The organism is Leucobacter sp. gxy201 (assembly GCF_051043335.1).
Classification (GTDB): domain Bacteria; phylum Actinomycetota; class Actinomycetes; order Actinomycetales; family Microbacteriaceae; genus Leucobacter.
The window spans coordinates 389,524-410,966 of the sequence record NZ_JAMXWS010000001.1 but is presented as its reverse complement, the minus strand read 5'-3'; the positions used below and the strand labels follow the sequence as shown (position 1 = coordinate 410,966).

Annotated in this window: 20 protein-coding genes; 7 read left to right on the top strand and 13 right to left on the bottom strand. The window is 70.6% G+C overall.

Annotated elements, in window-relative coordinates:
- Positions 1-9: 9 nt before the first annotated feature.
- Positions 10-1,242 (top strand): THUMP-like domain-containing protein, encoded by a 1,233-nt coding sequence (locus NHL51_RS01880; RefSeq protein ID WP_434141389.1) that lies wholly within the window; start codon positions 10-12, stop codon positions 1,240-1,242.
- Between the two features lie 168 nt (positions 1,243-1,410).
- Here NHL51_RS01880 and tsaD read toward each other — a convergent pair whose 3' ends face one another.
- Genes tsaD through glmS form a run of 6 tightly spaced genes read right to left on the bottom strand, consistent with a single transcriptional unit; the run spans position 1,411 to position 6,431 of the window.
- Entirely contained in the window at positions 1,411-2,562 is a 1,152-nt protein-coding gene (tsaD, locus tag NHL51_RS01875; protein ID WP_434141387.1) for a tRNA (adenosine(37)-N6)-threonylcarbamoyltransferase complex transferase subunit TsaD, read from the bottom strand.
- On the bottom strand, positions 2,559-3,035 hold the full coding sequence (rimI, locus tag NHL51_RS01870) for a ribosomal protein S18-alanine N-acetyltransferase (RefSeq protein WP_434141385.1): 477 nt from the start codon (positions 3,033-3,035) through the stop codon (positions 2,559-2,561). Before rimI ends, tsaD begins: the two co-directional genes overlap by 4 nt.
- Positions 3,028-3,690, bottom strand: coding sequence for a tRNA (adenosine(37)-N6)-threonylcarbamoyltransferase complex dimerization subunit type 1 TsaB (gene tsaB, locus NHL51_RS01865; RefSeq protein WP_434141383.1), 663 nt, complete (start codon positions 3,688-3,690; stop codon positions 3,028-3,030). Before tsaB ends, rimI begins: the two co-directional genes overlap by 8 nt.
- Positions 3,687-4,196, bottom strand: a complete 510-nt coding sequence (tsaE, locus tag NHL51_RS01860; protein WP_434141381.1) for a tRNA (adenosine(37)-N6)-threonylcarbamoyltransferase complex ATPase subunit type 1 TsaE — start codon at positions 4,194-4,196, stop codon at positions 3,687-3,689. Before tsaE ends, tsaB begins: the two co-directional genes overlap by 4 nt.
- Positions 4,193-4,579, bottom strand: a complete 387-nt coding sequence (locus NHL51_RS01855) for a holo-ACP synthase (protein ID WP_434141379.1) — start codon at positions 4,577-4,579, stop codon at positions 4,193-4,195. The genes tsaE and NHL51_RS01855 overlap by 4 nt, the downstream gene beginning before the upstream one ends.
- 10 nt (positions 4,580-4,589) lie before the next feature.
- A complete protein-coding gene (gene glmS, locus NHL51_RS01850; protein ID WP_434141377.1) occupies positions 4,590-6,431 on the bottom strand; it encodes a glutamine--fructose-6-phosphate transaminase (isomerizing) in 1,842 nt (613 codons plus the stop codon).
- A gap of 32 nt (positions 6,432-6,463) precedes the next feature.
- Between glmS and coaA the strand changes: the two genes are divergently transcribed.
- A complete protein-coding gene (gene coaA, locus NHL51_RS01845; protein WP_434141375.1) occupies positions 6,464-7,453 on the top strand; it encodes a type I pantothenate kinase in 990 nt (329 codons plus the stop codon).
- Between the two features lie 194 nt (positions 7,454-7,647).
- On the opposite strand, the gene glmM is transcribed toward coaA, so the two are convergent.
- The 6 genes from glmM to NHL51_RS01815 all read right to left on the bottom strand — a co-directional run bounded on the left by glmM (position 7,648) and on the right by NHL51_RS01815 (position 15,086).
- The gene (gene glmM / locus NHL51_RS01840) at positions 7,648-8,997 is read right to left on the bottom strand and encodes a phosphoglucosamine mutase (RefSeq protein WP_434141373.1); all 1,350 of its coding nucleotides are present in this window, start codon (positions 8,995-8,997) and stop codon (positions 7,648-7,650) included.
- A gap of 16 nt (positions 8,998-9,013) precedes the next feature.
- Positions 9,014-9,493 (bottom strand): 30S ribosomal protein S9, encoded by a 480-nt coding sequence (gene rpsI, locus NHL51_RS01835; RefSeq protein ID WP_434141371.1) that lies wholly within the window; start codon positions 9,491-9,493, stop codon positions 9,014-9,016.
- 37 nt (positions 9,494-9,530) lie between these two features.
- Positions 9,531-9,977 (bottom strand): 50S ribosomal protein L13, encoded by a 447-nt coding sequence (gene rplM, locus NHL51_RS01830; RefSeq protein ID WP_434141369.1) that lies wholly within the window; start codon positions 9,975-9,977, stop codon positions 9,531-9,533.
- A gap of 135 nt (positions 9,978-10,112) precedes the next feature.
- Complete coding sequence (gene mfd / locus NHL51_RS01825; protein ID WP_434141367.1) at positions 10,113-13,757, bottom strand: transcription-repair coupling factor; 3,645 nt, start codon at positions 13,755-13,757, stop codon at positions 10,113-10,115.
- The gene (gene pth / locus NHL51_RS01820; RefSeq protein WP_434141365.1) at positions 13,754-14,377 is read right to left on the bottom strand and encodes an aminoacyl-tRNA hydrolase; all 624 of its coding nucleotides are present in this window, start codon (positions 14,375-14,377) and stop codon (positions 13,754-13,756) included. The genes mfd and pth overlap by 4 nt, the downstream gene beginning before the upstream one ends.
- A gap of 130 nt (positions 14,378-14,507) precedes the next feature.
- Positions 14,508-15,086: a 50S ribosomal protein L25/general stress protein Ctc gene (locus NHL51_RS01815; RefSeq protein ID WP_434141364.1), complete on the bottom strand. Its 579-nt coding sequence runs from the start codon at positions 15,084-15,086 to the stop codon at positions 14,508-14,510.
- Positions 15,087-15,268: 182 nt separating this feature from the next.
- Between NHL51_RS01815 and NHL51_RS01810 the strand changes: the two genes are divergently transcribed.
- The 4 genes from NHL51_RS01810 (at position 15,269) to NHL51_RS01795 (ending at position 18,756) form a co-directional block, all read left to right on the top strand.
- Positions 15,269-17,677, top strand: a complete 2,409-nt coding sequence (locus NHL51_RS01810; RefSeq protein ID WP_434141362.1) for an ATP-binding cassette domain-containing protein — start codon at positions 15,269-15,271, stop codon at positions 17,675-17,677.
- A complete protein-coding gene (locus NHL51_RS01805) occupies positions 17,674-18,120 on the top strand; it encodes a YdeI/OmpD-associated family protein (RefSeq protein WP_434141361.1) in 447 nt (148 codons plus the stop codon). The genes NHL51_RS01810 and NHL51_RS01805 overlap by 4 nt, the downstream gene beginning before the upstream one ends.
- Before the next feature lie 80 nt (positions 18,121-18,200).
- A complete protein-coding gene (locus NHL51_RS01800) occupies positions 18,201-18,440 on the top strand; it encodes a type II toxin-antitoxin system ParD family antitoxin (RefSeq protein WP_434141359.1) in 240 nt (79 codons plus the stop codon).
- The gene (locus tag NHL51_RS01795; protein WP_434141357.1) at positions 18,421-18,756 is read left to right on the top strand and encodes a type II toxin-antitoxin system RelE/ParE family toxin; all 336 of its coding nucleotides are present in this window, start codon (positions 18,421-18,423) and stop codon (positions 18,754-18,756) included. Before NHL51_RS01800 ends, NHL51_RS01795 begins: the two co-directional genes overlap by 20 nt.
- Positions 18,757-18,765: 9 nt before the next feature.
- On the opposite strand, the gene NHL51_RS01790 is transcribed toward NHL51_RS01795, so the two are convergent.
- The gene (locus tag NHL51_RS01790) at positions 18,766-19,890 is read right to left on the bottom strand and encodes a TIGR00730 family Rossman fold protein (protein ID WP_434141355.1); all 1,125 of its coding nucleotides are present in this window, start codon (positions 19,888-19,890) and stop codon (positions 18,766-18,768) included.
- Between the two features lie 73 nt (positions 19,891-19,963).
- Between NHL51_RS01790 and NHL51_RS01785 the strand changes: the two genes are divergently transcribed.
- A complete protein-coding gene (locus NHL51_RS01785) occupies positions 19,964-21,436 on the top strand; it encodes an RNB domain-containing ribonuclease (RefSeq protein ID WP_434141354.1) in 1,473 nt (490 codons plus the stop codon).
- Positions 21,437-21,443 lie beyond the last annotated feature (7 nt).

Here is a 21,443-nt window from a genome sequence, read left to right as displayed (position 1 = left end):
CACCCGAGCATGACGCGCGCAGACGGCCCCGACGGGCCGCCCGGCTGGCGGGCCCTGCTCGCCCCGGACGGCGCGGAACGCCTCCGGGGCGTCGAGGCCGAGATCGCGGGCGGCAGCGACCCCTCCGCCGTCGGCGCCGCACTGCGGCGCGCGGGAGCAGAACCCGACGAGGTCTCGGCACTGCTCACGCAGGCCGACCTGCGGCGCCGCGCGCGGGCGAAGTTCGGCGCACTCGCCTCGCGGCTGCTCTTCACGCCCGCGGGGCTCGAACAGGCGACCCGCGCGCCGATCGCGGCGCTGCATGCGGCTCGCTTCGCGCGCGCGGGTTGCGCATCGGTCGCCGACCTGGGCTGCGGCATCGGAGCCGAGTCGCTCGCGATCGCAGGCGCGGGTCTCACTCCCGCCCCGGTCGAGCTCGACCCGTTCACGGCACGACTGGCGGCGCACAACCTGCGGGCGGTCGGCTGCGACGCCGAGGTGCGGGTGGGCGACGCGGAGGCGCTGCCGCTCGCGCACGGCGTCGACGGCGCCTTCCTCGACCCCGCCCGACGCACGGCCGGGCATCGGGATACGAGACGCCTCGCTTCGCACGGGGACTACTCCCCCTCGCTCGGCTTCGCCTTCTCGCACGGCGACCGGATGCCGACCGGGGTGAAGCTCGGCCCGGGGCTCGACCGCGACCTCATCCCCGAGAACGCCGAGGCGCAGTGGGTGTCGAGCGACGGGCAGCTCGTCGAGATGGGGCTGTGGTTCGGCGCCGCCGCGCGACCCGGCATCGGTCGCGCGGCGCTCGTGCACCGCTCGGGCCGCGATGGCGATGACCACGTGCACGAGCTCACCGCTTCGGCCGACACTCCCGATGCCGAGGCGCGCGGCCTCGGCGAGTTCCTCTACGAGCCCGACGGCGCCGTCATCCGCGCGCGCCTCATCGGGCTGCTCGCCGAGCAGCTGGGGGCGGGCATGGTCAGCGCGCGCATCGCCTATCTCACGGGCGACGAGCTCGTCCCGACGCCGTTCGCCGCCGCCTTTCGCGTGCTCGAGCGGCTGCCGGCGAAGGAGAAGCAGCTGCGCAAGGCGCTCGCCGCGCGCGAAATCGGTCGCCTGGAGATCAAGAAGCGGGGCGCCGACGTCGACCCTGCGCAGCTGCGGTCGCGTCTGAAGCTGCAGGGATCGCGGAGCGCGACGCTGTTCCTCACCCGCGAGGGCGAGCGCCACGTCGCGCTCCTCGCCGAGCGCTGCTGACGGACACCTGCGCCCGAACTTCGGCTCTCACCCGTATTTCGGATGAGAACCGGGGATGCGATCCGAAATACGGGTGAGAGCCGAAGTTCGGGCGGGGTAAACAGCCGGCAGGGCGGGCAGGCGGCAGGGCGGGCAGCCTGCAGTCGACGAGTCGAGCAGGCGACGGGTCTAGGCGACCTGGATCTCGGTGACCGGCAGCGTCGAGTCGGCGCCGAAGCCGAGCGATGACGGCGCGTGGCCGGCCGCCACGAGCTGCGCGCCGAGCGATGCGATCATCGCCCCGTTGTCGGTGCACAGCGACAGCGGCGGCACGCGCAGCTCGACGCCCGCGGCGGCGCAGCGCTCCGCGGCGACCTCGCGCAGGCGCGCATTCGCGACGACGCCCCCGCCGAGCAGCAGCCGCGGTACGCCGAGGTCGGCGCACGCGGCGAGCGCCTTCGTGAGCAGCACGTCGACGACGGCCTCTCTGAAGCTCGCGGCGACATCGGCGACGGGCACTTCGAGCCCCTCGGCCTCGCGCTTCTCCACCCAGCGGGCGACCGAGGTCTTGAGCCCCGAGAACGAGAAGTTGTAGCGGTTCTTCGCCATATCCTTCGGCAGCGTCAGGCCGCGGGGGAAGCGGATCGCCGTCGGATTGCCGTCTGCGGCGGCGCGGTCGATCTGGGGGCCGCCGGGGTAGGGCAGCCCGAGCAGGCGGGCGACCTTGTCGAAGGCCTCGCCGGCGGCATCGTCGATCGTCTCGCCGAGCATCTCGACGTCGCCCGTGAGGTCGCGCACGACGAGCAGCGACGTATGGCCGCCCGACACGAGCAGCGCGACCGTCGGCAGTTCGAGCTCGCCGATGTCGCCGACGGCGGGGCGCAGCCCCTCGCTCTGCAGCAGGTCGGCGCCGACGTGGCCGACGAGGTGGTTCACGGCGTAGAGGGGCAGCCCGCGCGCGACCGCGAGCGCCTTCGCGGCGGAGACGCCCACCATGAGCGCGCCGGCGAGGCCGGGGCCGCAGGTCACCGCGACGGCGTCGATCTCGTCGAGCGTCACGCCGGCGTCTGCGAGCGCGCGGTCGATGGTCGGGGTCATCGCTTCGAGGTGCGCACGCGCGGCGACCTCGGGCACGACGCCGCCGAATCGTGCATGCTCCTCCATCGACGACGCGATCGCATTGGCGAGCAGCGTGCGGCCGCGCACGATACCAACGCCGGTCTCGTCGCAGCTGGTCTCGATGCCGAGCACGAGCGGCTCGACGCTCGTGCCATAAGCACTGCCGAGCGGCTCGACACTCGTGCCATGAGCGCTCCCGAGAGGCTCGCGGTTCGGGCTCATCGCCGGTCCTCCAGATTCAGCCGCATGACCACGGCGTCGACGTCGTCGGGTTGATAGTAGCGGGGGCGCACGCCGATCTCCGCGAAGCCGAGCGAGGCGTAGAGGCCCCGGGCGGGCGGGTTGTCGGCGCGCACTTCGAGAAACACCTGGCGGGTGCCCCGTCGGTCGGCCTCGTCGAGCAGTTCATCCATGAGGCGTCTGCCGTGGCCCGCACCGCGCACGGCGGGTGCGAGCGCGATGGTCTGGATGTCGCCGTCGTCGCCTACCGCGAGAAGGCCGGCGTAGCCCTGCACGGCCCCGGCTTCATCGACGAGCACGATATAGCGGCGGAAGTCGCCCGTGAGCTCCGAGCGCAGCGCGCCCTCGCTCCAGGCCTCGCCGCCGAACACGGCGCGTTCGATCGCGAGGATCGCGTCGAGATCCGATTCTTCGGCCGAGCGGATCGAGAGCTCGCCCGCCACCGCATCAAGCACTCGGAATGACCTTCTTCGGCCCCGACGACACGAGCACGTCGGGCTGGCGGATGTACAGGGCGCGGTCGGATTCGAAGGCGAGGCCGGCGGCCAGGCGACGGGCGGCGAGGCGCACGAGCCCGCTCGCCGGAATGCGCTCGGGCCAGATCTCGCCTACGACCGGGGCATGGTCGGTGCGGGCGACGAGTCGCGGCCCGTCGCTGCGCACGGGGATGCCCGCCCAGTCGACGCCCGAGTAGTCGGTGACGAATAGTTCGCGCCGCCGGGCATCCTGCACGACGCGCACGCCGGCTTCGGCGCCCCGCAGGTGATCGAGCGCGACGGCCTCGTGTCCCTGCAACGGCAGGAGCGGCACGGCGCGCGACTGCGCGAAGACGTGCGCGGCGGCGATGCCGACGCGGAGCCCGGTGAACGGGCCGGGCCCGATACCTGCGACGACGCCGGTCACCCGCTCGGGCGCGACGCCCGAGCGGTCGAAGACCTCGGCGAGCAGCGGGCCGATGAGCTCGGCGTGGCCGCGGGGGTCGTCGCTCGAGACCTCGGTGATGCGCCCGTCGGCGCCGAGCGCGATGCTCGTGCCGATGGCCGTGTCGATCGCGAGCAGCACCTGCCCGCCGAGCTCGGGCGCCGCGATATCGCTGTGCGCGTCGGTCATGCGAGCACTCCCCTCTGCCATCGGGGCCCGTGCCCGGCGATGGTGACGATGCGCGGTTCGACGAGCTCGTGCTCCGCGTCGGTTTCCGCCTCGGGCCCCGCGCCCGCATCGACGGCCTCCCCCGCGCCGACCGGGCGCTCGATCACGATCTCGACCCACGACTCCTGCTCGTCGATGAGGCCGGCGCCCCACTCGGCGACGACGACGGAGGCCTCGAAGTCGATGTCGAGGTCGTCGAGCTCGGTCGCATCGTTCAGACGGTAGGCGTCGAGGTGCACGAGCGGAGCACCGCCGACGAGCGACGGGTGGGTGCGCGCGAGCACGAAGGTCGGGCTCTGCACGGGCCCGCGTACGCCGAGGCCCTCGCCGATGCCGCGCGTGAGCGTCGTCTTGCCCGCGCCGAGCGGCCCGGTCAGGATGAGCAGGTCGCCGGCAGCGAGCACGCGCCCCAGCCGCAGGCCGAGGTCGTGCATCGCATCCGGGTCGGCGATCTCGAGCCGCGTCATCGCGCGCCTCCCCCGGGGGTCTCCGCGTGCGGGTCGCGCTCGATGATGACGAACGCGGTGGCGACGCCGGCGTCGTGCGTCATCGAGAGGTGCGCGCGATGCGCGCCCTTCTCGGCGAGCGCCTCGGCGAAGCGCGGCGTCGAGATGAACGCCGGCGCATCGCCCCGATCCCTGGCGACGCTCATGTCGTGCCAGCGCAGTTCGCCCGAGCCGCCAAGCGCCTTGATCAGCGCCTCCTTGGCGGCGAAGCGCGCGGCGAGCGAGACGAGCGACAGCCCGCGCTCGGTCGGCGTGAAGAGCCGTTCGAGCAGCGCCGGGGTGCGCTCGAGCTGCCGCTCGAAGCGCGGGATGTCGACCGTGTCGACGCCGATGCCGACGATCATGCTGCGAACGCTACTCGACGGTGACGGACTTCGCGAGGTTGCGCGGCTGATCGACGTCGAGGCCCTTCGCGGTCGACAGCTCGAGCGCGAACCACTGCAGCGGCACGACCTGCAGGATCGGGTCGAACAGCGGATCCGAGAGCGGGATGCGGATGACGTCGTCGGCGTACGGCAGCACCGCGGTGTCGCCCTTCTCGACGATCGCGATCACCCGGGCACCGCGTGCGCGGATCTCCTGGATGTTCGAGACGACCTTCGAGTGCATGAGCGGCGCGGTGCGCGGGCTCGGCACGAGCACGAACACGGGCTGGCCGTGGTCGATGAGCGCGATCGGGCCGTGCTTCAGCTCGCCCGCGGCGAAGCCCTCCGCATGGATGTAGGCGATCTCCTTCAGCTTCAGCGCGCCTTCGAGGGCGATCGGGAAGCCGACGTGGCGGCCGAGGAAGAGCACCGAGCGGGTGTCGGCCATCCAGTGCGCGAGCTGAGCGATCTGCTCGTGGGTGTCGACGGCCTCGCGCACCTTCTCGGGCAGCGTCTCGAACTCGGCGACGGCCGTGGCCGAATCGTCGTCCGAGAGGGTGCCGCGCACGCGGCCGAGGTGCAGACCGATGAGGTAGAGCGCAGTGATCTGGGCGGTGAAGGCCTTCGTCGACGCGACGGCGACCTCGGGGCCGGCGTGCGTGTACACGGCCGCATCCGACTCGCGCGGAATGGTGGCGCTCTGCGTGTTGCACACCGAGACGGTCGTGGTGCCGCGCTCGATCGCGTACTTCACGGCCATGAGCGTATCCATCGTCTCGCCCGACTGGCTGACCGAGATGACGAGGGTGCGATCGCTGAGCACCGGCTCGCGGTAGCGGAACTCGTGGCTGAGCTGCACCTCGACGGGCACGCGCGCCCACTGCTCGATCGCGTACGAACCGACCTGTCCCGCGTACGATGCGGTACCGCAGGCGATGATGACGATGCGGTCGATCTCCTTCAGGCGGTCATCGAGCGGAGTGAGCTCGGGCACGACGACCGCGCGGCCCGAGAGGCGGCCGCGCACGGTGTTCGCGACCGCCTCGGGCTGCTCGTTGATCTCCTTCGCCATGAACGACGACCAGCCGCCCTTGTCGGCCGCATCGGCATCCCACTCGACCTCGAACTCGGCGAACTCGACCGCAGCGCCGTCGAAGTCGGTGATGCGCACGCCCTCGGGCGTGATGATCGCGATGTTGTCCTCGTCGACAGCGACGGCGCGACGCGTCGAGCTGACGAATGCGGCGACGTCGGAGCCGAGGAAGTTCTCGCCGTCGCCGAGGCCGACGACGAGCGGCGAGTGGTGCCGGGCGGCGACCACCTTGCCGGGCTCGTCCCGGTGCATCGCGAGCAGCGTGAAGGTGCCCTCGAGACGCTTCACGACGCCGCGGAACGCGGATTCGAGATCGCCGGTGCGGGCGACCTCGCGGCCCAGCAGCACGGCGACGACCTCGGTGTCGGTCTCACCGTGGAACTCCTCTCCCGCGAGCTCCGCGCGCAGTTCGGCGAAGTTCTCGACGATGCCGTTGTGGATGAGCGCGAGCTTGCCGTCGTCGCCGAGGTGCGGGTGCGCGTTCTCGTCGGTGGGGCCGCCGTGGGTCGCCCACCGGGTGTGGCCGATCCCGGTGCCCGCGGCCGCGAGGGGGGCGGCCTCGAGCAGCTCTTCGAGGCGCGCGAGCTTGCCCGAGCGCTTGCGCACGGCGATCTGACCGGTGTCGTCGTACACGGCGATGCCCGCCGAGTCGTATCCGCGGTATTCCAGGCGGCGCAGGCCACCGATCAGCGCGTCGACCGTACTATTCGGGCCGACATATCCGACGATTCCACACATGAGGAATATTTTAGTGGCACGATTGATGGACGATGACTGACAGCAGCGCCGAGACCGGCGAAATCGGAACCGACACCCAGGCGTTGATCCGACCCGAATTCCTCACGCCGTTCACCGAGATCGGGCGCGAGGAATGGTCGCGCCTCGCGGACACCACTCCCATGCCGCTGACCGAGGAGGAAGTGCGGGCGTTCCGCGGCCTCGGCGAGCCGCTCGACCTCACCGAGATCGCCGAGGTGTACCGGCCGCTCAGTCGGCTCATCAACCAGTACGCGTTGGCGGCGCGCGAGATGCACAACCGCACCCGCGGCTTCCTGCAGCATCCGGATGAGCAGCAGAGCCCGTTCGTCATCGGCATCGCCGGTTCGGTGGCGGTCGGCAAGTCGACCGTGGCCCGTATTCTACGCGACCTGCTCGCGCGCTGGCCCGAGACGCCGAACGTGTCGCTCGTCACGACCGACGGGTTCCTGTACCCGAACGCCGAGCTGCGGCGCCGCGGCATCGCCTCGCGCAAGGGCTTCCCCGAGTCGTACGACCGGCGATCCCTGCTGCGCTTCGTGTCGCAGGTGAAGGCCGGGGTGCCCGAGGTGTGCGCGCCGATCTACAGCCACCTCATCTACGACATCGTGCCCGGAGAGTACGCCGTGGTGCGCCGCCCCGACATCCTCATCGTCGAGGGGCTCAACGTGCTGCGCCCGGCGTCGATGGAGCATCCGGTCGCGGTCAGCGACCTGTTCGACTTCTCGGTCTACGTCGACGCGCGCACGTCCGACATCCACCGCTGGTACCGCAACCGCTTCCTGAAGCTGCGGGCGAGCGCGTTCTCGAACCCCGACTCGTACTTCCGCCGCTACGCCGGCCTGGAGGACGAGGTCGCCATGGCCGTCGCCGACGAGTTCTGGACGAACATCAACGAGCCGAACCTCATCGAGAACATCCGACCGACCCGCGCGCGGGCCACGGCCGTGCTGCGCAAGGACGCCGACCACAGCGTGCAGAAGGTGCTCCTGCGCAAGCTCTGAATCGAACGGCTCCCTGCCCTGGCGCCGGCCGCGCCGGCGCTCCAACAGGTGTGGTGCCATATGGCCCACCGGGGCCATGACGGTGAACCGTATGGCTCCGCACTCAGCAGGGATCCGTACATCGTAGGGCGCGACTCGGCCCCGCCGACCCGCGCTCGGGTCGACGGGGCCGTGAGCTCTCCGACGAGGATCTGCTAGACCGCGAGGCGCTCCTTGACGATGGCCGCGAGGTCGTTCGCGAGACTCAGCGCCTGGTCCTCGTGCTCGGCCTCGACCATGACGCGCACGACGGGCTCGGTGCCCGAGGGGCGCAGCAGCACGCGGCCCTTGCCGCCGAGCGCGATACCCGCCTGGGTCACGGCCTGCTGCAGCACTTCGTCGCCGTTCACGCCGGTCCGGTCGACGCCTCGCACGTTGACGAGCACCTGCGGGTACACGGTCATGCATGTCGAGAGCTCGGCGAGCGTCTTGCCGCTGCGCACCATCTCGGCCGCGATGTGCAGGCCGGTGAGGATGCCGTCGCCGGTCGTCGCGTACTCGCTCATGATGACGTGGCCCGACTGCTCGCCCCCGAGCGAGTAGCCATTCGCGTTGATCGACTCGAGCACGTAGCGGTCGCCCACTCCGGTCTCGACGACATCGATGCCGTTGTCGGCCATCGCGAGCTTCAGTCCGAGGTTCGACATGACGGTCGCGACGAGCGTGTTCTGCTCGAGGCGGCCGCGCGCCGACATCGAGAGCGCGAGAATCGCCATGATGCGGTCGCCGTCGACGACGTTGCCGTCGGCGTCGATCGCGAGGCAGCGGTCGGCGTCGCCGTCGTGCGCGATGCCGAGGTCGGCGCCGTGCTCGGTGACTGCGGCGATCAGCGGTTCGAGGTGGGTGGAGCCCACGCCGTCGTTGATGTTGAAGCCGTCGGGGTCGTTGCCGATCACGGTGACCTTCGCACCGGCGTCGCTGAAGACGTCGGGCGAGATGCCGGCCGCGGCGCCGTGCGCGCAGTCGAGCACGACGTGCAGCCCGTCGAGGCGGAGGCCTTCGAGGGTGCCGAGCAGGTGCACGAGATAGCGGTCCTCGGCGTCGGCAAAGCGGCGGATGCGGCCGACCTCGCGTCCGGTGACCGCGATCGGGGGCCGGCTCATGGCCTCCTGGATCGCGTCCTCGATGTCGTCGGCGAGCTTGCGCCCGCCCTCAGCGAAGAACTTGATGCCGTTGTCGGCGGCGGGGTTGTGCGAGGCCGAGACCATGACGCCGAAATCGGCGCCGGTGTCGGCGACGAGGTACGCCGCTGCCGGGGTCGGGATGACGCCGGCGTCGAGCACGTCGACTCCGGCGGAGGCGAGGCCGGCTGCAACAGCGGCCGCGATGAACTCACCGGAGACGCGCGGGTCGCGCGCGACGACGGCGGTAGCACGACGGCTCTCGCTCCGGGCCGAACGGCCGAGAACGAGAGCCGCTGCATGGGCGAGGCCCAGGGCCAGGTCGGCGGTCACATCGACCCCGGCCAGACCCCGAACCCCATCGGTGCCGAAAAGGCGTCCCATAAGGAAGCTCCGAAGCTTAGCGCTTCGAGTACTGCGGAGCCTTGCGCGCCTTCTTGAGGCCGGCCTTCTTGCGCTCGATGACGCGGGCGTCGCGGCTCAGGAAGCCGGCCTTCTTCAGCGTCGGGCGGTTGTGCTCGGCGTCGATCTCGTTGAGCGCGCGAGCGATGGCGAGACGCAGGGCGCCCGCCTGGCCCGAGGGGCCGCCGCCGGTGATGCGTGCGATCACGTCGTACGAGCCGTTCAGCTCGAGCACCGTGAACGGGTCGGTGATGAGCTGCTGGTGCAGCTTGTTCGGGAAGTACTCGGCGAGCTCGCGGCCGTTGACGGTCGCGGTGCCCGAACCGGGGATGAGGCGCACGCGCGCGATCGCGCGCTTGCGGCGGCCGACGCCGGCACCGGGAACGGTGAGCGCGGGGCGCGGGGCCTGTTCGGTCGCCTGGGCGGCCGGGGTCTCGGTGGTGTAGCTCTCGGTGGCCACGGTCTGCTCTTCAGTCACTGTGCAGTCTCTCTCTTGAACGTCTCGTCGGGCGCGATTACTGCGCGACCTGGCCGAAGGTGTAGGGGGTGGGCTGCTGCGCGGCGTGCGGGTGCTCGGCACCCGCGTAGACCTTCAGCTTGCGGAACAGGTCGGCACCCAGCGAGTTCTTGGGAAGCATGCCGCGGATGGCCTTCTCGACCGCGCGCTCCGGGTTGTTCGCGAGGAGCTCGGTGTAGCTGACGGCGGTGAGGCCGCCCGGGTAGCCCGAGTGACGGTAGGCCATCTTCTTGGCCGCCTTGTTGGCGGTCAGAACGACCTTGTCGGCGTTCACGATGATGACGTAGTCGCCCATGTCCATGTGGGGGGCGAACGTGGTCTTGTGCTTGCCGCGGAGCAGGGCTGCCGCGTGCGAGGCGAGACGGCCGAGAACCACGTCGGTGGCGTCGATGACGATCCAGTCGTGCTTCTGCTCAGCTGCCTTCGGCGAATAAGTGCGAGTCACTGTCGTGCTGCTTTCTGTCGAAATGGAGGTGTTTCGTGAATCCCGCTCCGTGCCCCGTCCCGCGAGGGTGCAGGGGCCGTGGAGGGCTCAACAAATCGGGCGCTTGCGCACCAAGGGTCTACTTTAGCACAGGGATCACGCGGCCGGCGCATCGTCCTCGAGCAGGTGCGCGAGCACGCGCCCTGCCCAGGCCACGACATCGCCGTCATCGTCCGTCGGCTTGCGTCCGACCGACGCGAGCGGGCTGCGCGCGGGCGAGGCAGAGCCCGGCATCGGGATCTGCAGCACCCCCGTGGATTCGGTGTAGCGGGCGCCCGGGTACATGCGGTTCATGCGCATGCGCCGCGAGTCGAGCAGCCGCACGGGTTCGATACGCAGGTTCGGGCCGATCGCGACGAGCTTCGCGATGCCGAGCTTCGTGACCCGGCGGCGCAGCGCCGAGACCGCAGCGAGGCGCTCGACCTCCGCGGGCGGCTCGCCGTAGCGATCGGTGAGCTCCTCGAGCACGAGCGCGACGTGATCCTCCGGAGCCTGCGGGTGCGATGCGGCCGAGAACTTCTGGTAGGCCTCGAGCCTGAGCCGCTCGCTCTCGACGTACGCCTCGGGGATGTGCGCGTCGACGGGCAGCTCGAGCACGAGCTCGGAGGGCCCGCTCGTCTCCTCCCCCTTGAACGTGTTCACGGCCTCGCCGATCATGCGCAGGTAGAGGTCGAAGCCGACGCCCGCGATGTGCCCCGACTGCTCGCCGCCGAGCAGGTTGCCGGCACCGCGCAGCTCGAGATCCTTCAGCGCGACCTGCATGCCCGAGCCGAGCTCGTTGTTCGTCGCGAGCGTCTCGAGTCGCTCGTGCGCGTGCTCGGTGAGCGGCTTGTCGGGGTCGTAGAGGAAGTAGGCGTAGGCGCGTTCGCGGCTGCGCCCGACACGGCCGCGCAGCTGGTGCAGCTGGCTCAGGCCGTACTTGTCGGCGGCGTCGATGATGATGGTGTTGGCGTTCGCGATGTCGAGGCCGGTCTCGATGATCGTGGTCGAGACGAGCACATCGAACTTGCGCTCCCAGAAATCCTGCACCACGCGCTCGAGCTGATGCTCCGAGAGCTTGCCGTGGGCGACGGCGACGCGCGCCTCGGGCACGAGCTCCGAGATCTGGGCGGCGATGCGCCCGATCGACGAGACGCGGTTGTGCACGAAGAAGACCTGCCCTTCGCGCAGCAGCTCGCGCCTGATGGCGGCGGCGATCTGCTTGTCGCTGCGCGGGCCGACGAAGGTGAGGATCGGGTGGCGATCCTCGGGCGGGGTCGCGAGCGTCGACATCTCGCGGATGCCGGTGACCGCCATCTCGAGGGTGCGCGGAATCGGCGTCGCACTCATCGCGAGAATGTCGACGCCGGTCTTCAGCTTCTTCAGCGCGTCCTTGTGCTCGACGCCGAAGCGCTGCTCCTCGTCGACGATGAGGAGCCCGAGATCCTTGTAGCGCACGCTCTCGGCGAGGAGCCGGTGGGTGCCGATGACGACGTCGACGGTGCCCGCAGCCAGGCCCTCGATCGTATCGGTCGACTCCTTCTCGGTCTGGAAGCGGCTGAGCGGGCGGATGGATACGGGGAAACCTGCGAAGCGGTTCTGGAAGGTCTCGAGGTGCTGCGTGACGAGCAGCGTGGTGGGCACGAGCATGGCGACCTGCTTGCCGTCCTGCACCGCCTTGAACGCCGCGCGCACGGCCACCTCGGTCTTGCCGAAGCCGACGTCGCCGGCGAGCAGGCGGTCCATCGGGATCGGCCGCTCCATGTCGCGCTTCACCTCGTCGATGGTGGTGAGCTGGTCGAGCGTCTCGGCGTACGGGAACGCCTCCTCGAGCTCGTGCTGCCAGGGGGTGTCGGGCGAGAACGCATGCCCCTTCGAGGCGACGCGCGCCGAGTAGAGCTTCACGAGCTCGACGGCGATGTCGCGCACGGCCTTGCGGGCCTTCGACTTGGCGTTCGACCAGTCGCTGCCGCCCATCTTCGACAGGGCGGGCGCCTCGCCGCCGACGTAGCGCGAGAGCTGGTCGAGCTGATCGGTGGGCACGTACAGCTTGTCCTTGGGCAGCCCGCGCTTCGAGGCGGCGTATTCGAGCACGAGGTATTCGCGGGGCGCCTTCTCGGCATCGCGCCCCATGCCGGTCGGCACCATGCGCTGCGTCAGCTCGACGAAGCGGCCGATGCCGTGGGTCTCGTGCACGACGTAGTCGCCGGCGACGAGCTTCAGGGGGTCGACGACGTTCTTGCCGCGGCGCCGGGCGAGCTTCTGGCTGCCCGCGGCCTGAGCGCTGACGGCGCGGCCGAAGAACTCGGCCTCGGTGGCGAGCAGCAGCTTCGCCTCGGGACTCTCGAAGCCGGATGGCGCGACGCCGGTGACGAGGTAGACGACGCCGTTCTCGAGCTCTGCGGGCAGCTCGTCGACGATGCGCGCGGCGGCGCCCGCCTCGGCGAGCACGTCGCGGGCGCGCTCGATGAGCCCCATGCCCTGGGCGGCGACGACCGCGTGCCAGCCTTCGCGCATGCGCTCGCCGAGCACTCGGATGGCGGCGCCCGTCGGGTCTGCGCTCTGCGCCGGGCGCGGGAAGGGCGCGCCGTGCACGGCGATCGCGGCGGGGTCGACGGGCACGACGGGGTCGGCGCCCCCCTCGTGCTCGGCGGATGCATCCTCGCCGTGCACGAAGCTCGAGAGAGTCCACCACGGGCGCAGGCCCCGGGAGCCCGATCGCAGCTCCCGCATCGTGAGCATGCTCGAGTCGTCGGCGGGGATCGGCGCATCCGCGCCCGCGGTCGCCGCATGCCAGGCCGCCTCGAGGAACTCGCGGTTCGTCTCGACGAGGCTCACCGCGCGCCCGGCGACGCGCTCGGGCGACGCCACGAGCACGGCCCCGCCCTCGGGCATGAGCGAGGTGAGCGGGAGCAGTTCGGGCACGAGCAGCGGGAGCAGGCTCTCCATCCCCTCGACCGGGATGCCGTTGCTCAACTTCTCGAGGAGGGTGCCGAGCGCCGGGAACCGGGGCAGCAGCGCGGCGGCGCGCTCGCGCACATCGTCGGTCAGCAGCAGTTCGCGCGCCGGCCACAGCTCGACCGCGGGCAGCGGGTCGCCTGCCGACCGCTGGTCGGAGACGGAGAAGGCCCGGATCTGGTCGACCTCGTCGCCGAAGAAGTCGACGCGCACCGCGTGCGGCGCTTCGGGCGGGAACACGTCGAGAATGCCGCCGCGCACGGCGAACTCGCCGCGCCGGGTGACCATGTCGACCCGGGTGTACGCGCGATCGACGAGTGCGCGAGCGACGGTGTCGAGGCCGTCGGATGCGGCGCCCGCTGTCAGAACGAGCGGCTCGGCCGTCGCCGCGTGCGGCGAGATCGGCTGCAGTGCGGCGCGCACCGAGGCGACCACGACGAGCATGCGCTCGCCGGTGTGCTCCCGCAGCATGCGCAGCGCCTGCGCGCGGCGCCCGACGGTCTCGGGGCTCGGGCTCAACCGCTCGTGCGGCAACGTCTCCCACGCCGGGAACTCGACGGTGTCGGCCTTCGGGAGAATCGATGCGATCGCAGTGCGCAGGGCATCGGCTTCGCGACTCGTGGCCGCGATGAGCAGCAGCGCCCCGCGGTCGCCGCCGCCGCGCAGCCGTCGCAGGAGCCCGGCGACCAGCGGGGCGCGCAGCCCCTCCGTCACCGAGAAGTCGGCATCCTGCGCGGCGGCGTCTTGCGCCTGCAGAAACGACTCCGACTGCTCGAGCAGCCGCTCGATGCCGCCGAGGCTCACTGCTTGGCTCCGTGGAACTGCTGCTGCGCCGCGAGCAGGCCGTCGTCGATGAGCGCGGTGGCCGCGTCCGCGGCGTCCTCGAGCAGCACGGCGAGCGTCGACCGCTCGCCGCTCGAGAACGGCCGCAGCACGAAGTCGGCCGCGTCCTGCTGCCCGGGCGGCCGCCCGATACCGACGCGCACGCGCAGGAAATCGGGGGTGCCGAGGGCCTTGGCGATATCGCGGAGGCCGTTGTGGCCGCCGTGGCCGCCGCCCTGCTTGAGCTTGAGCGTGTCGAACGGCAGGTCGAGCTCGTCGTGGATCACGATGATGCGCTCGGCCGGCACGCCGAAGTACTTCGCGAGCGCGGAGACCGGGCCGCCCGAAGTGTTCATGTATCCGTTCGATTTCGCGAGGACCGCCTTCGGCCCGCCCGGACGGATGCGTCCTTCGGCGACGCGCGCGCCGGTGCGGTGCGAGGAGAAGCGCGCGGAGAGCCGATCGGCGATCACGTCGAGCACCATCTGGCCCACGTTGTGCCGGGTGGTCTCGTACTTCGCCCCCGGGTTGCCCAGGCCGACGATCAACCAGCTGTCTTCGGACACTCGTTCCGCTCCCTCATTCCGTGTGCGCCAGAACATCAACGCCTCCATGCTCGCATCGGCCCCCGACAATTCTGCCGCAGATCGCTGACCGGGGTCACGATCCGCGGCATGCAAAAACCCGTCGGGCGCGATGGCCGGCCCGACGGGTTCTGCTGCGGTGGGTCGCTTACTCGGCGGCCTCTGCCTCGGCGCCCTCGTCCTCCGAAGCGCCGCGCGGGGTGACGATGTGCACGACGAGCTGGTCGGCAGCGTCGAGCAGCAGCTCATCGGCGTCGAGCTGGACGTCGCCGGCGACGATGCGGGTGCCGGCCTCGAGGCCCTCGACGCTGACCTCGACGAAGTCGCGGATGTTCGTCGCGGGGACGCTCAGGCGCAGGGTGTTGAGCTCCTGCAGCGCGTTGGTGCCCGAGAAGGAGACGCCGGTGACGTGCACCGGAACCTCGACCTCGACCTTTTCGCCCTTCTTCACGACGATGAGGTCGATGTGCTCGATGATCTGGCGCACCGGATCCTTCTGCACGTCCTTGACCAGCACGAGCTGGGGCTTGCCGTCGACGTCGAGCTCGATGAGCGCGTTCGCCTGGCGGACGATCAGGCTGAGGGCGTGCGCATCGACCGAGATGTGCAGCGGGTCGGTGCCGTGGCCGTAGACGACGGCCGGGGTCTGGCCGGCGGCGCGGAGCTTGCGCGCTGCGCCCTTGCCGAAGTTGTCGCGTGCATTCGCGACGAGCTTGTTCTCGCTCATGATGTCTCCTTTACGGGCCTTGCGCCCTTTCGAATTGTCTCGCCGATTGGCGCGTCAGAAGGGCCCGTGAGAGGCACTACCGCGTCGATCACGGGCGCAGTGCTGCGCCCCTCGCCGAAGTACAGCAACCCATAATACACGATGGCGAGCGCACGGCCCCTGCCCGCGCTACCCTGTCCCCTATGAGCACTGAAGCCGCGGGCCGAGCGCAGGTCCACCCCGCCGATTCGCACGATCGCATCCGAGTCTCCGGAGCACGCGAGCACAATCTCAAGAACGTGAACGTCGAGATCCCGAAGCGCCGTCTGACCGCGTTCACGGGAGTTTCGGGGTCGGGCAAGAGCTCGCTCGTCTTCGGCACGATCGCGGCCGAGTCGCAGCGGCTCATCAACGAGACGTACAGCGCGTTCGTGCAGGGGTTCATGCCCACGCAGTCGCGCCCCGACGTCGATGTGCTCGAGGGGCTCACCACCGCGATCACGGTCGATCAGGAGCGCATGGGCGCGAACCCCCGTTCGACCGTCGGCACGGCGACCGATGTGAACGCCATGCTGCGCATCGTCTTCTCGCGCCTCGGATCGCCGCGCATCGGGGGCACGAACGCGTTCTCGTTCAACGTCGCCTCGGTCTCGGGCGCGGGCGCGGTCTCCGTCGAGAAGGGCGGCCGCACCGTGAAGGAGCGGCGCTCGTTCGAGGTGCTCGGCGGCATGTGCGCGAATTGCGAGGGCCGCGGCTCGGTGAGCGATTTCGACCTCGCCGAGCTCTACGACGCCGACAAGTCGCTGAACGACGGGGCCCTCAAGGTGCCGGGCTACAGCATGGACGGCTGGTACGGGCGCGTCTTCTCGGGCGTCGTGCCGATGGACACGCCGATCCGCGATTTCACGAAGCGGCAGCTCGACGACCTGCTCCACAAGGAGCCGACGAAGATCAAGGTCGAGGGCGTGAACCTCACCTACGAGGGCCTCATCCCGAAGATCCAGAAGTCGATGCTGTCGAAGGATCGCGAGGCGATGCAGCCGCACATCCGCGCGTTCGTGGATCGCGCGATCGTCTTCCGCACCTGCCCCGAATGCGACGGCACCCGCTTGAACGCGACCGCGCGATCATCGAAGATCGACGGGCGCTCGATCGCCGATGTGTGCGCGATGCAGATCTCGGATGTGGCGGCGTGGGCGCGCACGATCGACGACCCCGGGCTCGCGCCGCTGATCGCGAAGCTCATCGACACGCTCGACTCGTTCGTGCAGATCGGGCTCGGCTACCTCTCGCTCGAGCGCCCGACCGGCACGCTGTCGGGCGGAGAGTCGCAGCGCACGAAGATGATCCGCCACCTCGGCTCCCCCATCACCGACGCGACCTACGTCTTCGACGAGCCGTCGATCGGCCTGCACCCGCACGACATCCAGCGCATGAACGCGCTGCTCGTGAAGCTGCGCGACAAGGGCAACACGGTGCTCGTCGTCGAGCACAAGCCCGAGATGATCGGGATCGCGGACCACGTCGTCGATCTCGGGCCCGGTGCCGGCACCGACGGCGGCGAGATCTGCTTCGAGGGCACCGTCGACGGCCTGCGCGCTTCGGGGACGCGCACGGGGCGGCATCTCGACGATCGGGCGAAGCTCAAGGTGACGGTGCGCGAGGCGACCGGCGCGCTCGAGGTGCGCGGCGCCGACAAGCACAACCTCACGGGCGTCGACGTCGACTTCCCGCTCGGCGTGCTCTGCGCCGTCACAGGAGTGGCGGGCTCGGGCAAGAGCACGCTCGTGCACGGGTACGTCTCGAATCGGGAGGGCGTCGTGGCGGTCGACCAGGGACCGATCAAGGGGTCCAGGCGCTCGAACCCGGCGACGTACACCGGCCTGCTCGACCCGGTGCGCACGGCATTCGCGAAGCAGAACGGCGTGAAACCGGCGCTCTTCAGCGCCAACTCAGCGGGCGCCTGCCCCGAATGCAAGGGCGCCGGCATCATCTACACCGACCTCGGCATGATGGCGACGATGGAGAGCGTCTGCCAGGTGTGCGACGGCAAGCGCTACGACTCGGAGGTGCTGCAGTACACGCTCGGCGGCAAGAGCATCGCCGAGGTGCTCGACCTGTCGATGGCGGAAGCGCGGGAGTTCTTCGCCGGAACCTCGGAGGCGGGCGCCGAGGCGAAGGTGCCGAAGGCCGCGAAGATCCTCGACCGCCTCGTCGAGGCCGGCATCGGATACATCAAGCTCGGCCAACCGCTCTCGACGCTCTCCGGCGGCGAACGCCAGCGCCTGAAGCTCGCGATCCGCATGATCGAGGACGCCGACGTCTACGTGCTCGACGAGCCGACGACGGGGCTGCACCTCGCGGATGTCGAGCGTCTGCTCGAACTGCTCGACCGCCTGGTCGATGCGGGCAAGAGCGTCATCGTGATCGAGCACCATCAGGCCGTGATGGCGCATGCCGACTGGATCATCGACATCGGCCCGGGCGCGGGCCATACGGGAGGCGAGGTCGTGTTCGAGGGATCGCCGCGGGCGCTCGTCGAGGACGGCTCGACGCTCACCGGGCGGCATCTCGCCGCCTACGTGGCGCGGGGCGAGGAGGAGGCGGGATGAGCCTCACCGTGCGCACCGTGCTCGAGCCCCACGGCCCGGCCACTGCGATCGTTCTCGACGAGGGTCAGGTCGCCGCGCTCGGCGGCGGCAAGCGCGCGGCCGTGATCGTCACGATCGGCGGGCGTTCGGCGCGGCTGCGCCTCGCCTCGATGGGCGGCGCGTACATGATCGGCATCTCGAAAGCCAACCGCGCCGCGCTCGGCGTCGAGATCGGCGATGAGATCGAGGCTGGGATAGCGCTCGACACTGCGCCCCGAGAAGTCGAAATGCCCGCCGATCTCGCCGCGGCGCTCGACGCGGCACCCGGCAGCCGCGAGTCGTTCGACCGACTCAGTTTCACGCACCGCAAGGAGCTCGTGAACGCGATCCTCGAGGCGAAGCGCCCCGAGACCCGCGAGCGCCGCATCGCGACCGCCGTCGCGCGCGCCGCAGCGGGGGCTTGACACGCCAAAGCCGCATCGGGTTAGGGCCGATATATTGCATGACCTATGACAAAGATTGTCATTCGCAGTAGAATCCGGGCATGGCCACGATGAACATCTCCCTCAGTGACGAGCTCAAGGAGTTCGTCGAGCACGAAGTGCACGACGGCGCGTACACCTCGGCGAGCGAATACATGCGCCAGCTCATCCGCGAGAAGCGCGAGGAGGCGATCTTCCGGCAGAAGATCCTCGACGGGATGAACTCGCCGCTGTCGACGATGTCCTCGGAAGAGATACACGCTGAAGCAAGGCGGATCGCGCGTGAGCACGCCGACGCTTAATTGGACGGACCAGGCGCGACTCGAATACCTCAGTGCAGTCGCCTGGTACGCCGAGCACAGCTCGAACGACATCGCAGATCGGTTCATCGACGCGATGGCCGAGGCTTCTCACCGCATCGTCGACTATCCTGCACTCGGCTCAGACGCGTATTCGAAGGCTCTTCCCGGCGCCGTACTGCGATTCTGCAAGGCTCGAGACTTCCCGTACCTGTTGTTCTACATCGAGATCGCCGACGAGAGTCGCATCGAGGTTCTGCGCGTCCTGCACGAACGTCGGGACATTCCCCAGCATCTCGCCGCGTCGAGCGACGAGTAGGCTCAGCGGTCAGCGGGGCGCGGACTCCAGCGCGTTGATCGCCCGGATGAGCCGATGCAGCTTGCCGACCGCGCGCGGCATCGGCACGAGCGTCAGGCGCGGCAGCTCGAGCCGGTCGCGGTCGACGACCTCGGGGCCGACCGGGCCGGTCGTCTCGATGCGGCCTTCCGCGAGCATCTCGCCGAACCGCTCGTTCAGCTGGGCGATCTCGGCCGCGGTCGGCTCCGCGCGCAGCCGCAGCACGAGGCGGTCGTACTTCGGCGGCTCGCCGTCGCCCGCCGCCGAGCGCGCCTCCGCCTCGGGCGCCCCGGGGCCGGTCGCGCTGCGGTCGGGCACCCAGCGCAGCGAGTCGAAGTTGCGCCAGAACCCGGCGATCTCCTCGACCGCCTCCTCGGCGGAGTCGGTGATGAGCACCCGATCCAGGTCGTCCTCGGCGATCATGCCCGACGCGGCGAGCTGTTCGCGGGCGAAGCGTTCGAAGCCGCCCCAGAAATCTCCGCCGGGCCGGTCGAGCAGCACGATCGGGGCGGGCAGCATCTTTCCCGTCTGCTGCAGCGTGAGCAGCTCGAACGTCTCATCGAGCGTGCCGAAGCCGCCGGGCAGGCAGACGAATCCGCTCGACTCCTTCACAAGCATGAGCTTGCGCGTGAAGAAGTAGCGCATGGCGACGTGATTGCCGTCCTGGTTGATCATGTCGTTCGGCTTCTCCTCCATGGGGAGCCGGATCGAGACCCCGAGCGACATCTCGGGGCCCGCACCGCGCGCTGCGGCCTCCATGATGCCGGGGCCGGCCCCCGTCACGACCATCCATCCGAGCTCCGAGAGGCTGCGCGCCGCCGCTTCGGCCTGCTCCCAGAGCGGGTCGCCGACGAGGGTGCGCGCCGAGCCGAAGATCGTCACCTTGCGCGGGCCCTCGTGGCCGGCGAAGAGCTGGAAGGCGCGCCGCATCTCGGCGATCGCGGCCGCGGTGAGCTTCAGATTGGCGCGGCTCGTGCCGTCCTCTCCCAGGCCGAGACTCGTTTCGATCAGTTGTTCGACGAGCTTGCGCTGGTGCGCGATGCCTGCCTCCGCGAGCAGCGCGTCGATCGATCGGGCGAGAGCGTCGTCGGCGGGATTCTGTACGTGATCGGCCATATCTGCAGAGTCTAGGAGATCGGAACGGAAGATTCCGGGCGGCGCCCCGCGCAGGGAGGTCTAGGCTGGGGCCATGCCCAGTCGGCGCGCGCATCTCACCCGGCGGACGGAACAGAACGGCCTCGCGGCCGCTCTTTCCGAGCTCCGCACCGAATCGGGCGTGCCCGTCGGCTTCCCGGCCGAGGTGCTGGCCGAGGCCGAGGCGGCGCATGGCGGCCCGCTCCCCGACCTCGATCTGCGCGGGATCGCGTTCGTCACGCTCGACCCCGAGGGGTCGCAGGATCTCGACCAGGCGTTCTGCATCGAGCCCGCCCCCGCGGGCGACGCCGCCGGCGGCTACGTGCTGCGGTACGCGATCGCCGACGTGCCGTCGTTCGTGCGGCCCGGCGGCGCCATCGATCTGGAGGCGCGGCGGCGCGGGCAGACCCTCTACCTGCCCGACGGCCTCGTCCCGCTGCACCCGCCGATCCTCAGCGAGGACCGGGTGTCTCTGCACCCGACCGGCGACCGCACGGCGTACGTCTGGACGATCCCTGTCGACGCGTCGGGAGCCGCGGAGTTCGAGGGAGGCGCCGCGGCGCCGGCACGGGTCGAGCGCGCCCTCGTCCGCTCGCGCGCACGACTCGACTACGCCGCAGCGCAGCGGGAGATCGACGCGGAGAGCGCGCGCGAGCAGGTGCGTTTGCTGCGCGAGTTCGGTCTGCTGCGCATCGCGCAGGAGCACCGGCGCGGCGGCGCGAGCCTGAGCATGCCCGACGAGGAGATCGTGTGCGACGACTCCGGCTACCGCATCGAACGCCGGTCGCCGCTGCCCGTCGAGGAGTGGAACGCGCAGCTGTCCCTCCTCACCGGCATGGCTGCGGCCCGCATCATGCTCGACGGCGGCATCGGCATTCTGCGCACCATGCCGGCGCCCGAAGCCGAGACCCTCGCCGAGTTCAAGGTGCGCGTGCGGGCGCTCGGGCTCCCGTGGCCCGAGCGCACGGCGTACGGCGACTACCTGCGCGATGTGCCCCGCGACACGGCGCAGGGCCTCGCCGTGCTTCACGCTGCGGCCAGCCTCTTCCGCGGCGCGGGCTACACCGTGTTCGACGCGGGCGGGACGGTCTCGGCCGAGGACGCCGTGCAGTCGGCGATCGCCGCCCCCTACGCGCACGTGACGGCGCCGCTGCGACGCCTCGTCGACCGCTGGGGCCTCGTCATCTGCGAAGCGCTCTGCTCGGGCTCCCCCGTACCCGAGTGGGCGCGGGCGAGCCTCGGCGACCTGCCCGCGCTCATGCGGGCCTCGTCGTCGCTCGCGGGCCGCATCGGCGGCGAGGCGCTCGACCGCGTCGAGGCCGCGCTGCTGCACGACCGCATCGGCGATGTGGTCGCCGCAACCGTGCTCGAGGTGCGCGGGTCGCGTGCGCGCCTGCAGATCGCGGACCCGCCGATCACGGCGTCGGCAGAACCGGTGCCCGAGAGACTCGCGCCGGGCACCGAGGTTTCGGCGCGGGTGGTGAGCGCCGACGTGCCGAGCGGCAGGCTCGCGCTCGCGCTCGCCTGACGGCCGC

Coding starts and splice junctions, on each gene's coding strand:
- NHL51_RS01785 (WP_434141354.1), top strand. CDS start 19,964: ATGCCCAGTCGGCGCGCGCATCTCACCCGGCGGACGGAACAGAACGGC.
- pth (WP_434141365.1), bottom strand. CDS start 14,377: ATGTTCTGGCGCACACGGAATGAGGGAGCGGAACGAGTGTCCGAAGAC.
- NHL51_RS01880 (WP_434141389.1), top strand. CDS start 10: ATGACGCGCGCAGACGGCCCCGACGGGCCGCCCGGCTGGCGGGCCCTG.
- glmM (WP_434141373.1), bottom strand. CDS start 8,997: ATGGGACGCCTTTTCGGCACCGATGGGGTTCGGGGTCTGGCCGGGGTC.
- coaA (WP_434141375.1), top strand. CDS start 6,464: ATGACTGACAGCAGCGCCGAGACCGGCGAAATCGGAACCGACACCCAG.
- NHL51_RS01800 (WP_434141359.1), top strand. CDS start 18,201: ATGGCCACGATGAACATCTCCCTCAGTGACGAGCTCAAGGAGTTCGTC.
- tsaE (WP_434141381.1), bottom strand. CDS start 4,196: ATGACGCGGCTCGAGATCGCCGACCCGGATGCGATGCACGACCTCGGC.
- NHL51_RS01805 (WP_434141361.1), top strand. CDS start 17,674: ATGAGCCTCACCGTGCGCACCGTGCTCGAGCCCCACGGCCCGGCCACT.
- tsaB (WP_434141383.1), bottom strand. CDS start 3,690: ATGACCGACGCGCACAGCGATATCGCGGCGCCCGAGCTCGGCGGGCAG.
- NHL51_RS01810 (WP_434141362.1), top strand. CDS start 15,269: ATGAGCACTGAAGCCGCGGGCCGAGCGCAGGTCCACCCCGCCGATTCG.
- NHL51_RS01815 (WP_434141364.1), bottom strand. CDS start 15,086: ATGAGCGAGAACAAGCTCGTCGCGAATGCACGCGACAACTTCGGCAAG.
- tsaD (WP_434141387.1), bottom strand. CDS start 2,562: ATGAGCCCGAACCGCGAGCCTCTCGGGAGCGCTCATGGCACGAGTGTC.
- glmS (WP_434141377.1), bottom strand. CDS start 6,431: ATGTGTGGAATCGTCGGATATGTCGGCCCGAATAGTACGGTCGACGCG.
- NHL51_RS01855 (WP_434141379.1), bottom strand. CDS start 4,579: ATGATCGTCGGCATCGGCGTCGACACGGTCGACATCCCGCGCTTCGAG.
- NHL51_RS01790 (WP_434141355.1), bottom strand. CDS start 19,890: ATGGCCGATCACGTACAGAATCCCGCCGACGACGCTCTCGCCCGATCG.